The organism is Vibrio splendidus (genome assembly GCF_002873455.1).
Lineage (GTDB): Bacteria > Pseudomonadota > Gammaproteobacteria > Enterobacterales > Vibrionaceae > Vibrio > Vibrio splendidus_J.
In genome coordinates, this window is sequence record NZ_MCUN01000046.1 from 142432 (window position 1) to 156760 (window position 14329).

Annotated in this window: 8 protein-coding genes; all 8 read right to left on the reverse strand. The window is 43.0% G+C overall.

Going from position 1 to position 14329, the window contains the following annotated elements:
- Positions 1 to 155: 155 nt before the first annotated feature.
- Complete coding sequence (locus BCU75_RS20550) at positions 156 to 1862, reverse strand: DUF3466 family protein (protein ID WP_102474930.1); 1707 nt, start codon at positions 1860 to 1862, stop codon at positions 156 to 158.
- A 9-nt stretch (positions 1863 to 1871) separates the two neighbouring features.
- On the reverse strand, positions 1872 to 3788 hold the full coding sequence (locus tag BCU75_RS20555) for an ABC transporter ATP-binding protein (RefSeq protein ID WP_017106981.1): 1917 nt from the start codon (positions 3786 to 3788) through the stop codon (positions 1872 to 1874).
- Positions 3766 to 4026, reverse strand: a complete 261-nt coding sequence (locus tag BCU75_RS20560) for a glutaredoxin family protein (RefSeq protein WP_017106982.1) — start codon at positions 4024 to 4026, stop codon at positions 3766 to 3768. Before BCU75_RS20560 ends, BCU75_RS20555 begins: the two co-directional genes overlap by 23 nt.
- A 25-nt stretch (positions 4027 to 4051) precedes the next feature.
- Positions 4052 to 6172, reverse strand: a complete 2121-nt coding sequence (gene rlmKL / locus BCU75_RS20565; RefSeq protein ID WP_017086278.1) for a bifunctional 23S rRNA (guanine(2069)-N(7))-methyltransferase RlmK/23S rRNA (guanine(2445)-N(2))-methyltransferase RlmL — start codon at positions 6170 to 6172, stop codon at positions 4052 to 4054.
- A 558-nt stretch (positions 6173 to 6730) separates the two neighbouring features.
- Positions 6731 to 7279 (reverse strand): cell division protein ZapC, encoded by a 549-nt coding sequence (locus tag BCU75_RS20570; RefSeq protein WP_102474931.1) that lies wholly within the window; start codon positions 7277 to 7279, stop codon positions 6731 to 6733.
- Between the two features lie 205 nt (positions 7280 to 7484).
- The gene (pyrD, locus tag BCU75_RS20575) at positions 7485 to 8495 is read right to left on the reverse strand and encodes a quinone-dependent dihydroorotate dehydrogenase (RefSeq protein ID WP_102474932.1); all 1011 of its coding nucleotides are present in this window, start codon (positions 8493 to 8495) and stop codon (positions 7485 to 7487) included.
- Between the two features lie 333 nt (positions 8496 to 8828).
- Positions 8829 to 13670: an NAD-glutamate dehydrogenase gene (locus BCU75_RS20580; protein WP_102474933.1), complete on the reverse strand. Its 4842-nt coding sequence runs from the start codon at positions 13668 to 13670 to the stop codon at positions 8829 to 8831.
- Between the two features lie 228 nt (positions 13671 to 13898).
- Positions 13899 to 14117, reverse strand: coding sequence for a DUF2835 domain-containing protein (locus tag BCU75_RS20585; protein ID WP_004733645.1), 219 nt, complete (start codon positions 14115 to 14117; stop codon positions 13899 to 13901).
- Positions 14118 to 14329: the final 212 nt, after the last annotated feature.

Consider the following 14329-nt stretch of genomic DNA (forward strand, 5'->3'; position numbering starts at 1 on the left):
AGTCCTCATACGGGTGTTCGTTTACTAACATACAATGATTACAACTTCGTGGAGTTTTGTTGACTCCAACTTAAAGAATCGACCACTTTTGAACTTTTCTCAAGGCGAAAAAAAGCCCGAGTTCAGAATTGTGAACTCGGGCTCAAGAGGTAAAATTATTTAAATTTTCTACGGAACCCTAACAGGCCAAGTACAGTCAAACCCAACCAACCTAGGCTACCGCCTTGACGATCAACTTTATGTTCATCCGTGCCACGAGCTTGAATGTTAGAAGCGTCACTCCCTTGTTTAGGAATCAATTTAACAGCAACGATCTCTTCAGTAGTCGACGAAGACTCTGCATTATTACAATAAGAATTGTGTGCCGTTGTGTCATAAGGACGTGCGGAACCGTTGACGGTACATCTAATCGCAGTCGCTGAAATTACACCAGCATCATTAATATCTGAAGCATCGATAATTCGATATCTATTATTATTCCCAGAAGCATTGCCGTCGTTTGTTAAATCATCCAGCCACCAAGCTTTATTGTTAAACAAGCTAGCTCTGCTTGCTTCTGTACCAGTCGCTTGATATGGATAAATAAAGCCTCGATGGCGTCGCTGCTTACCACCGCTTTCACGGATAGTTTCTGAGTCAATCTGACCAACAATTTCATTGAAGTTATTAATTCTACCGATTTTCCCTCCCGCACCATTAAAGAAAATAGATTGTGACCCATCGTTTAAGAACTTAGCACGACTCCATGTATCATTACCTTCATACGTAGACACAAACAATTTATCAGGAAAAGCGCCATTCTCCGCATTACTCTTATTATACAATTTAGCTTGTCCAACAATATTAAGGTGCTTGTTAATAGAACTTCCCGTCGAATTAGCATATGTGTCATCATCACCAACCTGAGAACCGTCAATCACTCTCTTGGTCCAGGATGCAGGAAGTGCGTTAGTATCAGAAATATAAACTGTCGCATTCATATGCTGATCATCGTAAGTATTGTAGCCAACCGCATAGATTTTAGTCCCGTCAACCGCAAAGTCCCTCAAGCTTCCTTGTGCTAGAAGTTCATCTTCTTCTTCCTTAGCTTTGGAATCCCAATCTAGCAATTGAGTATAGGATGAGTCCCAAATCGCAGCTTTAGAATTATAGGTGTTGAATGGTGTGGAACCTTCGTTTTCGTTTGAACGAGCCGTCGAAACGCTTCCTACAGTATAAACTCCATCAGTAGCCCATGCTCGAGATTGAACGGGAGTACTTGTCACATCCCCCCCAACAGTAACAGAAGGGAAAGCTTGGTTACGCTCAACAACAGAAGTACTGCTGTTCCCTATAGCTTGAGCATTGGAATCTAGAGAGTTGATTACCGTATTAAGACCCGAAGGCTCAATTTGGCCAGTCGAACCTTCAACAAAAGCTTTGAAATTAGATTGGCCGTTTCTTTCACGCTCATAAGCATACCAATATTGATCACCCCAGCCCCCCGATGTATCACAATTATCATATCCTAAGTAATCTCTACAATACGAACGAAAATAATCAGAGCCATCATCAGTTTGTGCGTAATAAAAAGCATTATCCGAACCAAAAGGCACTTCCTCTCTATGGCTCAACCCTTCAACACCTTGACGAGCTTCACCTGCGAGCAAATATCCATCACACTCAGACGCTGTCGCATTCTCATCAAAGCATCCAAGTGTACCAAGAGTGCTATTGCTAGAATCTTGAATTGCAACACCATGAACTTCATTACCTGATACAGGGCTGTCCACTTCAATAATCGTATAAAGCGCTGCATTCGCATTAGTTACAGCAAATACTAATGCTGCAACTGTTGTTAATTTAAATTTAGTACAAGTCATTATTACTTCTTAACTTTCCTGTTGTAGTGCCTCGAGCTCTTCCCAGCGCTCAAAAGCAACTTCAAGCTCCTGCTCTACTGCAGATAGCTTATCTAAAACTGGTTGTGTCTGCTCTACAGATTTTGAGAAGAAGTCTGGATCATTAACTTCTTGCTGCAGAGTTTCAATCTCGGTTTCCAATTCTTCCAAACGCAAAGGTAACGTTTCTAGTTCTCGTTGTAGCTTATACGATAACTTCTTAGGTTTAGCTTTAACTGGCGCAGTTTTGGGAGTTTCCTCAACAACTTTCTCCGCCTTTGCTGGCTTTTCAACCTGACGATACTCCAGTGCTTGTGCTCTTTGCTTCTGAGCATCGTGGTAACCACCAACAAACTCTTCAACTACACCGTTACCTTCAAATATCCAACTCGTCATTACCGTGTTATCAACGAACTGACGATCGTGGCTCACGAGAAGCAACGTACCCTCATAGTTGGCAAGTAAATCTTCTAAAAGTTCCAATGTTTCGATATCTAAATCATTAGTAGGCTCATCGAGAATCAACAAGTTATTCGATTTAAGGAAAATACGAGCCAATAACAAGCGGTTTTTCTCACCACCAGACAGCGCTTTAACCGGTGTACGAGCACGTTTAGGAGAGAACAAGAAATCTTGTAAGTAGCTCAGTGCGTGACGCTCACGTCCGCCTACAGTTACTTCTTGCTTACCATCAGCCAGGTTATCAATCACCGACTTCTCAGGGTCTAGAATTTCGCGGTATTGATCAAAGTAAGCCACTTCAAGCTTAGTACCACAATGCAAACGACCTGAATCGGGTTTAAGTTGATCAAGAAGCAGTTTAAGCACCGTACTCTTACCACAGCCATTTGGCCCGATAAGTGCGATACGATCGCCGCGCATGATGTTGAAGCTAAAGTCTGTAACGATCTCTTTGCCTTCGAATGCGAAGTTAAGGTTCTCGGCTTCAAATACGATTTTACCTGAACGTGCAGACGTATCGATTTGGATATTCGCTTTACCTTGTACTTCACGACGATCTTGACGCTCTTCGCGAAGCTTTTTAAGGGCACGAACACGGCCTTCATTACGCGTACGACGCGCTTTGATACCTTGACGGATCCAAACTTCTTCTTGTGCTAGCTTTTTGTCGAATTCTGCGTTTTGCATCTCTTCAACACGCAGCGCTTCTTCTTTCTCTAACAAATAGTTGTCGTAATCACCAGGGAAAGAACTTAGCTTGCCACGGTCAAGGTCGACGATGCGTGTTGCCATTGATTTGATGAAAGCACGGTCATGCGAGATAAAGATGATTGAACCGCGGAAGTCTTTTAGGAAAGCTTCTAACCATTCGATCGTTGCCACATCCAAGTGGTTGGTAGGCTCATCAAGTAGTAATACGTCAGGGTCACATACAAGCGCGCGTGCAAGTGCTGCTTTACGTTGCCAACCACCAGACAGTTCCGTCAGTTTGGTATTTGCTGTTAGTTTAAGAGCGGCAAGAACATTACTTACGCGATCTTCAAAACGCCAAGCGTTGGCATGATCCAATTTTTCTTGCACGCGAGTAAGACGGTTTAAATTCTTTTCGCTAGGGTCTTCTGCAATAACATCAAGTAAGTTGTGGTACTCCTTAAGCAGCTCACCTATCTCAGCTAAACCACCAGATACGTATTCGTAAACAGAGCCCTGTTCATTACGAGGAGGATCTTGCTCTAAACGAGATACAACCACATCTTGCGTGATCTGCATCTTGCCGTCATCCATGATGATGTTGCCAGACAAAATCTTCATCAACGTTGATTTGCCTGCACCATTACGGCCAACCAAACACACACGTTCGTTTTCTTGCAGTGCGAAATCCGCACCATCTAATAACGGGTGATCGCCAAACGCTAATTGCCCATTATGAATTGTAAGTAATGCCATTCTTCTTTAACCAATCGTTAAGTTCTAACAAGCCAAATGGCCAGTTAAGCTCTGAGTGTTGAGACAAATCAGAGCTTTCAAATTTGAGCACCGGAATAGTGACCCCGTAACGGGAAAAGAGCTCATCATCTAATGCGATATCCACCACATTGATCTGATGACTTATATTCAGCTGTTCCGTGAGTTTGAATGCCATCTCACATAGATGGCACCCTTCTGTACTGTAGAGAGTCAGCACTATATATCCTTATACAATCTCTTAATTACTTATGAGTAATCAACCAGCAGTTATGAATGTGCTTGTTGCGAGAGAAATCCAGAGGCAACGTCTTAGACGAGATATTCTGAGCTTTAAGACCCAGCTCTTCCAGACCTTCCATATCCATCTTGAAATGGCGCTTGTTGTTAGAGAACACAATTGTGCCTTCTTCTCTTAGAAGACGCTTTAGGTCTTCCATCAACTGGATGTGGTCACGTTGAACATCAAAAGATTGATCCATACGCTTAGAGTTTGAGAATGTTGGTGGATCAATAAAGATCAAATCGTAAGATCCTTGCTCTTTCGCCAGCCATTGTAAGCAGTCAGCTTGAACAAATTGATGTTGACGACCAACACGGCCGTTCAGTTCCATGTTCTCTTTTGCCCACTCGAGATACGTGTTCGACATATCAACTGTCGTTGTAGAGCGAGCGCCACCTACTGCAGCATGAACAGAAGCACTGCCTGTGTAAGCAAACAGGTTCAAGAAGTCTTTACCACCAGCCATCTCACCAATACGACGGCGAGTAATCTTATGATCCAAGAACAAGCCTGTATCTAAGTAGTCATGAAGGTTAACAATCAGCTTAACGCCGTATTCGTTTACTTCTAGGTTAGAAGAGTCTTGAGCCATCTTCTGATATTGAGAACGACCCTTCTGCTTCTGACGAACCTTAAGCACTACGTTGTTTGCTTCAACGCCAGTCACTTGAATCGAAGCTCGGATGATATCGGTTAAACGGCGCTTAGCTTTGTCTTCCGGCACATCTTTAGGCGCTGCGTATTCTTGAATCACAAGGTGACCTGGGTATACGTCAATCGCTACATTGTATTCAGGTAAGTCTGCATCGTAGATACGGTAGCAATCTAGTTGTTCTTTCTTAGCCCACTTACCGATTTTGCCGATGTTCTTTTTAAGACGGTTCGCAAAATCAGGAGCAATCAGCTGTTCTTGCTCGCCAGTTGGACGCTCAGACATAGGACGGTCTGAAATTGAGTAGTTCTTCTGGTGACACGGTAACGCACCGTTATTCAGTTTGAACTGTTTGTCTGCACGCATACGCAAGCAGCTAAGCAATTCATCAGAACTTGAGAAGATAGAAGCGTTGCAACCGCCAAACTCAGCCTTCAGTTGAGCACCAAATGCTGTGTAGAGTGCAATCAGGCCCGGTTCTGTACCTAGACGCTCACCGTAAGGCGGGTTAGACACAATCACACCATCAGTAAACTCTGCTGGACGCTTAAGCTTTGCAGCGTCACCTACTTCGAATTCAATCAACTCTTCAACGCCAGCACGACGTGCATTATCACGCGCCGTTTTGATCATGCGCTCGTCATTATCGTAACCGAAGAACTTACATTCTACTTTCTTAACGCCACGACGGCCTTGAACGTTAGCTTCTGCTTTCACTTCAGCCCAAAGCTCTGGTTCGAAATCTTCTAGTGATTCAAAACACCATTTTTGACGTTTCACACCAGGCGCCATGTTTGCAGCCATCATTGCCGCTTCAATCACTAACGTACCTGAACCACACATAGGGTCTAGGAAAGGTTTCGTTGCATCCCAACCACTACGAAGAAGAATCGCTGCAGCAAGAGTTTCACGCAGTGGTGCGCGACCGGATTCTGGACGGTAGCCACGTTGATGAAGGCCACTACCTACCATATCCACACCAAGAATCGCTTTGTCGCGATGCAGACGAACGTGAATACGAATATCTGGATTTTCTTTGCTAATAGATGGGCGCGGTAAAGACTTCTTCTCGAAGCAATCTACAACGGCATCTTTTACTTTCATCGCACCGTATTGGCTATTACGAATTTCGTTGTTCGTACCATTGAAATCAACAACGAAACGCTTAGTGCTATGGAATTGATTTACCCAGTTAACCGCAGTGGTCGATAGGTAAAGATCCATGTCATCCATACAAGTGAATTCTGAAAGGACACGTACAAATCGAGAAGCCAAACGGCTCCACAAACAACAACGATAAATTTGCTCATTGGTGGCTTTGAATTTAACACCTGCTTGAACAGGTTTTGCGTTTGTAATCCCTAGTTGGGTTAGTTCTTCAACTAATAAATTCTCAAGGCCATTTGAGGTAACCGCTAGATATTGATTCATAGTGTTCTTTTATTGATAAAAATGAGCTCGATTATACCTGAATTTGCTATTAGAGCATCACACTAAACTCGTCTTTTCATTGAATCTTTCGACTAACTGCTTAGCAAATGGTCAGTCATGAAGCGATCGCTTACTCGCATCCCCTTACAACACAACAAATCTCAATCTCACAGAAATAATACTCATCATTAGGCTTAAACCATCAAGTGCATTTATATTCACCTATAAATTGGTATATACCAAGAATAAATTCAAGCTGAAACTTAGCAACAAAAGACCCAAAACAGGGAATAAACGGAGGAAATCCGCTATCGATAATAAGAGAATCGATCGAAATTGAGGTTAAAAAAGATACGTTTTTTACAAATTAAATAAGTGAACAACGTCATTCAAATGAATGAACTACGTCGTATTTATTGAGATAGGCTTTTTTAGACACAAAAAAATCGGCTATTAAGCCGATTATGGGGAAGGTATTACAGGTTTATTCGTAGCGATGGTTGGTCGAAATAATGCTCTAGTGATGCTCTAGTGATGCTCTAGATTAGAGAATAGAGGTTAACCCACCATCGCAATATGCGCTTGATGAAGGATGGCATTTGCGTCAGTCATTCTATCGTGCATGACTTTAATCGAGTCTCCAAAGCGTAACCCTTTTGAAGGCGTTAAGAGGAACTCTTCTAAGTCTACAAATGCACATAGGCTCGCACACTCTCCTACTTCCAATACAATGAAGTAACCAAGACTATGCTCGTTATTCATTTGTACAATATCCCCTTCTTGAGGATATTCATGGCCAGTGCCTTGTGAGTCGAAGAACCAGCTTTTAGGCTGTACAGGCTTATGGAAACGCTTTGCAGCCACACAATAAAGTGCAAGCTCTGCTTGGCGTGGCTCAGACAGTTCTAAGCCAGAAATTTGTTCTTTGAAGGTTTGGTAAGAAGATGCATCATCAACAGTGAATTCATTATCTTTAAAAGCGCAGTCCACCAGCTTATTGCGGACCAGATTCGTTTTAAAAATCATATCCTCTCCGAGGTTTAGCATCAATGAACATTGCTGCTCATCGTAATACCAACTCCATGTATCGCTAGGTTTAAGCATCATTTCGTCTCACACTGTTGAACCATTCCATTAGGTAAAACGCAAAATTACCTTCAATTACAGTAATTTTACTGTGCGATAGGCAAAAAAAAAGAGGAAATGAATTCCTCTTTCTTATCGCTTTTCTCTACAACTCAGTGAGTTACAGTGTCTCTTTTAGTAAGACGGTGCCAGATTGTAGTCTTTGAACTAAGATCGTTTTTACGAACTATAGATTTTTGACGATGTCGCCCACAAGGCCTGGACCTTTGTAGATGAAACCAGAGTAAACTTGTACAAGCTTAGCGCCCGCCATCATTTTCTCTTTTGCAGCAACGTAAGAGTCAACGCCACCTACCCCGATGATCGGTAGTTGGTCACCCAGCTCTTCGTGAAGTTTGCGAACAACTTCAGTACTACGAGATTGAACTGGACGTCCACTTAGGCCACCCGCTTCGTCGCAATGCTTCATGCCTTCAACGATACTGCGATCAAGTGTCGTGTTAGTTGCGATCACACCATCGATCTTATTTTTGATCAATGATTCGCAAATTTGGCTGATTTCGTCATCACTTAGATCCGGAGCGATCTTAAGAGCAAGCGGGACATATTTGCCATGCTTCGCTTCTAATTCAGATTGCTTGGTTTTTAGTTCAGACAACAGATCATCAAGTGCTTCGCCATATTGTAGCGAACGAAGTCCTGGAGTATTTGGTGAAGAGATATTTACCGCAATGTAACCTGCGTATTGGTATACCTTCTCCATACAGATAATGTAATCTTCTGCGCCCTTTTCAATTGGCGTGTCTTTGTTCTTACCAATATTGATACCTAAGATGCCGTCATAGTTCGACTTCTTAACATTCTCAATTAGGTTATCTACACCTAGGTTGTTAAAACCCATGCGATTGATAATACCTTCAGCTTCAACAAGACGGAACAAACGAGGTTTATCGTTACCTGACTGTGGACGAGGAGTAACAGTCCCTACTTCTACGAAACCAAAACCCATTGCGCCAAATGCATCGATGCATTCACCGTTTTTGTCTAGGCCGGCTGCAAGGCCAACTGGGTTTTTAAAAGTAAGCCCCATGCACTCTACAGGTCGGTGAGGTAATTGTTGGCGATACAAAAGATCAATAGGCGTACCTGTGAAGCGTTTGAAATTTTGAATTGCAAGATCATGAGCCTTTTCGGCATCAAGTTGAAAAAAGCCAGTTCTGGCTAGACGGTAAAGCATTGTGCCTCCGATAGAAAAAAGCGCCGTGTAAACGGGGCGATATTATTTACTTATTTACTCAACTATTCAATCTATTACTGTCTGTAAGGGTAAGATAATCAAGTTTGCTAACGAATGAGGTTTATTATTAAGCAAACGTTACCGTTTCCTCTCGCGAACAGCCTATTTGACTATCATTCATGTAACGAGCATAGGTTGACTCGACTAGGGATAAGCTAACTTGGACAAGCATAAGTGACTCAACGAAATAATTGGACACGTCATTTACTATTCAGCCAAACGAAAAAGGCAGACCTAATGGCCTGCCCTTGTTTCTTTTCGTTTATCTAATCGCTAGTCTGTAGACATGCAGTTTAGATTCAATAGCATCAATTCACGTAGTGCCACTGAGAACTTAGCAAACTCATGAACCGAACCTACTTTGAATTCGTTCAAGATGCTTTCCCAACGATGTAAAGAAACAGAATTACTTTCCATCCAATCATCAAGCGCTTTAATCACGTCAATATCTGAAGCACAACCGCAGTTAAGCACCTGGCCAGTTAGTTGACGTTGTTGCCAATCCAGATCTTCTCTGAATGCTGCACGTGCCAGCGCTTGCCAGTTGTTGTCTACTGCTTGGCCATTGATTTGTTTCAAGAACCAGTGCAAAGACAAACGGTCACCAAGGTTGAAGTAAAGCTTAGACGTTTGTTGTACTGTTTTACCCGTTTCACGAGCCACTGTGGATATATCCAGTGCTGAGTACAAGCTAGACAAACGCGCGACTGAATTGGCCAACTCAGCGTTTACGCCTTGGTCAATCCATAACTGTGCCATTGCGTTATGCTCTTCTACTTCTGAAGCCACTAGATTTTCATCCAGTTTCTCTGTAATAGTAAGAACATCACCTTGGTAAAGTTCAATCAGTGCTTTCACTGACTGTTTACCAGTACGGTTTCTTAGCAACCAACGAGCCAAACGACGAAGTGTACGGCGAACATGGTAGATCAATTCATATTGAGCTTCAGAACTTGAAACGTTATCCAACTCACGGATGCTCTTCAGAACTTTACCAAGACCGTAGATTTCACGTGATGCCGCGTAAGCATTTGCAATATCAACGATATTTGCGCCAGTCTCTTCTTGCAGGCGAGTGACAAAGTTACAACCCATCTCGTTAACCATTTGGTTAGCCAGTGCCGTCGCGATGATTTCAGAACGTAGTGGATGGTTATCCATGTGCTGCGAGTAGTTACGACGTAACGCTGTTGGGAAGTATTGCATAAGCTGTTGAGCATGGAATTCATCATTAGCGATATCATCACTAACAAGATCTTCTTTAAGCACCATTTTTCCGTAAGCAACAAGTACAGAAAGCTCTGGTCTTGTTAGGCCTTGGCCCTGCTTCTCACGCTCAAGCAATGTTTCATCATCCGGGATGTATTCCAAACCACGATCTAAGTACCCTGCTTTTTCCATTGTATGAATAAAGCGGATTTGCTCTTTGACTAAGCCAACACCTTGATGCTCAGTAACCGAAATAGACTCAGCTTGGCAATATGCATCATCTAGTACGATTTCGCCAACTTCATCTTCCATCGATTCAAGCACTTGGTTACGTTGCTTAACGGTTAGATCCCCATTAGACACCAAACCATTCAAGAAGATCTTAATGTTTACTTCGTTATCCGAACAGTCTACACCGCCAACGTTATCAACAAAGTCGGTATTAACTCGGCCACCCGTAAGCGCGTATTCAATACGACCCAATTGAGTCATACCCAAGTTACCGCCTTCACCAACAACCTTAGCTTTCAGGTCACGACCATCGATACGGAGCACGTCGTTTGCACGGTCACCTACATCAGTATGAGTCTCGTTTGAAGACTTAACGTATGTACCGATACCGCCATTCCAAAGAAGATCAACCTGCATAGACAAGATCGCTTTGATCAAGTCATTCGGTGCCATTGATGCTTTCTTGGTACCCAGCATTTTCTGAATTTCAGGCGTCAAAGGGATAGACTTCGCTCTACGAGAGAAGATACCACCACCTTGAGAGATAAGATCTTTGTTGTAATCTTCCCAGCTTGAGCGAGGCAGATTAAACAAGCGCTCACGCTCTACCCAGCTTGACGCTGATTCTGGATTCGGGTCAATGAAGATATGCATGTGGTTAAACGCAGCTTGCATACGAATATGCTTAGACAACAGCATGCCGTTACCAAACACATCGCCCGCCATATCACCTACACCGATAGCGGTGAAGTCCGTTGTTTGACAGTTGATGCCCATTTCACGGAAGTGACGCTTAACAGATTCCCAACCACCTTTCGCGGTGATACCCATGGCTTTATGGTCGTAACCGTTTGAACCGCCAGAGGCAAATGCATCGCCTAACCAGAAGTTGTATTCATCAGATACTGAGTTTGCTAGATCTGAGAACGTTGCTGTGCCTTTATCGGCAGCAACAACCAAGTACGGATCATCTTCATCGTGACGAACAACACTCTTAGGTGGGATAACCTCGCCTTCAATAATGTTGTCTGATACGTCTAATAGTGCACGAATGAAACGCTTGTAACAACGTTGACCTTCAGCAAAAATTTCATCACGGCCAGACATCATGTGCTGACGCTTACAAACGAAACCACCTTTTGCACCAACCGGTACAATTACTGTATTCTTAACTTGTTGTGCTTTAACAAGGCCTAGAATCTCAGTACGGAAATCCTCTTGACGGTCTGACCAACGTAAACCACCACGAGCGACTTTACCGCCACGTAGATGTACACCTTCAATGTCTGGTGCGTAAACGAAGATCTCAAACGCAGGAACCGGCGCTGGGATATCTGGAATCTCGCTTGGTCTCATTTTCAGAGCCAACCAAGGTTTAGACTGTTTGTTGTCGTCTAACTGATAGTAGTTAGTACGAAGCGTTGCTGTGATCATTTCCATGTAGCGACGAATGATACGATCATCATCCAAGCTTTCTACATGATCCAACTGTTCAGTGATCTTCTTAATAAGATCTTGTTGGCCTTTCGCGCTGCCCTTTAATTTAGGATCAAAACGCTTGCCGAATAAGCTCACTAACCCTTTCGCTAGATCTGGGTAATGAGACAATGTGTCTTCAATGTATTGTTGGCTGAATGGGAAACCAACTTGGCGCATGTAACGCGCATATGCACGTAATATTGAGATTTCACGGCCTGAAAGACCAGCACCCAGCACTAAGCGGTTGAAGCCATCGCTGTCTAACTCACCCGCCCAAATCGCAGCAAAGGCTTGTTGGAATAGATCGCGAGCTTCACGAAGATCAATCGTCTTGTCACTCTTATGCAGCATCGAGAAATCAAGGATCCAATAAGTCACCCCATTGGTCTTGCGCACTTCATAAGGTGATTCACCAATAACGCGCAGGCCAAAGTTTTCAAGCATTGGCATAACATCAGACAGGTGAATCGGCTCATCACTGTGATAGAACAACTTCAAACGAACAGCTTTAGAGTCTGCCGCCTCTTCTTGAGGACGGTAGAAAAGCATACCAAGTTTGTTATCTTCACTTAGTGCTTCTAGACGCTCGATGTCTGCAACAGCAGAACCTGGCATCATGTCTTCTTTGTACGAGCGTGGGAATGCACGCATGTACTCTTTCGATAACGGAAGACCTTTGCTCTCACCGAAGTTTGCAACGATTGATTCAGACAGGCGGTCATCCCACGTAGACGATACTTCCATTAAATTTTGCTCAATTGTTTTCACGTCCACATCCATGTTGTTGTTATCAACACGAACAATATAGTGCGTTCTTGCCAGTGGGCTTTCAGAGAAGTAAGTCGTGAATTCAACTTCTTCTTCGCAGCCAAAGTATTGCTTCAAGATACGCTGCGTTTGACGACGAAGTTCGGTGTTGTAACGATCTTTTGTTACGTAAACCATACAGCTGAAGAAACGGCCAAATGGGTCTTTGCGAACAAACAAACGCAGAAGATCGCGATCTTGCATTTGAACTACGCCCGTACCGACTTCAAGTAACTCTTCTTCTCGAGCTTGAAGCAGTTCATCACGTGGGTAGTTTTCTAGAATATTGTGCAGTGCTTTGTAAGAATATGAACCCTTACGGTAACCACTTGCATCTAAGATACGCTCTACTTTCTCGCGAACCAGTGGAATGGTTTCAACGGTTTGGTTATAAACAGCAGAAGTATAAAGACCCGTAAAGCGGTGCTCACCGATTACCTTGCCGTTTTTATCAAACTTCTTGATGCCGATGTAATCGTTGTAAGCTGGACGGTGGATGCGTGAAGCCGTGTTGCCCTTTGTTACGATCAATACATACGGTTTTTTCGCTTCTAAGCGCGCCGAGTCAGAAAACTCAGACAGCTTAACGTTACGTACGCGATCTGAATTCGCAAACAAACCAAGACCTTGCTCATTGGTCGGTTGCAGTTCAGTGTCGCCGTTAACGGAAACAAGGTCATATTCCTTATAACCCATGAATGTGAAGTTGTGTTCGCCTAACCAACGAAGAAACGCTAGCGTCTCATCAAAACGTTGGCTGTCTACTGGGATGTTCTCTTTTTGTTTTTCGACTTGATTCGTTACTTCTTCAAGTCTTTCAACCATCTTCAACCAATCGTTCACAACTAAGTCAGTATCGGTAAAGATATCTAGCAGTTCCGTTTTAAGCGCTGCCATTTCAGATTTACTGCTAAGACGGTCAACTTCAATATGGAAAAGCGATTGGAATGCACCTTCATTGTTACTTACCCCAACAACACTCCCCTTATCAGAACGTGAGATTTGTGTTGGGTTATGAAGCATAAGGTGAGAAGAGAGATCGAGGCGAGTTAATGCCATTTTTACAGAATCAACGAGGAATGGGCTATCTGGTACCACTATCTCAACGATGGTGTGAGTCGATTGCCAACCCTGGCGGCTCACTGTCGGGTTAAAAACGCGGACAGAAATTTCGCCGGCTTTCTTTTCATTGATGTGATGCCATAAGCTAACTACAGCACCGTATAAATCGGATTCGTTTCTCTGAGTTAGGTCGTCGTGAGAAACGTTACTAAACAAGTGTTGAGCAAGTTGAGTTACGAGAGGTCGATGAGCAAGGTCAAGTTTGTCTTGAATCAGTTTGTACACTTTTTCAAGTAAAACTGGAACCACAGTTTCACGTGCGGTCATAGTCACACTCCACAATTAGAATTATATTTTATTATTAGGGGGCTTACTTAAGCTGGTGTTTGAATTGAGCCGTTAAGCTCTTTCCTACTAACGAGTTAAGCAAAGGTAATGCATTCATTTATTGTAAAAGCATTATTGAGAAATAGTTAATTGTTTTGGAGGTGGTAGGAGGTGAAATGTTTGATTATGTGATTAAGATTCCTTTTAACTCACTAGGCACGCCAAGGTTTACAGAGCTTCTAACTTAATAAACTTATTTTTTTGGTCAGTTGTCAGTCTAAACTGCCCTCTAACCCCTATTTGTGTAAGAAATGGTCTGAACCGAGTTGCAGGTAACTGTAAACGTAATCCAGTTGTTGTGATCACTTGGACTTTACTTGCCGCACCAGAATAGCTGGCCAAAAACTGCTGATATGAGATGTTAAGTTGGAAAATATAGCGATTCATACGATACCTGTATAAACATACAGTGCCGGTATTTTTTGGCACTTAACGATGTCTGAATGTGAAACTGAGCTTGAAACTGCTCTAGCTTATCGAAAATTCGATGAACCAGAAACAAAAAATCAGCGGCAGAGATTCTCTACCACTGATGACTTTTCGTTATTAATAAACAGGTTCTAGCAAACCGCTTATTAGCAAATAGTTACGTGAATGAT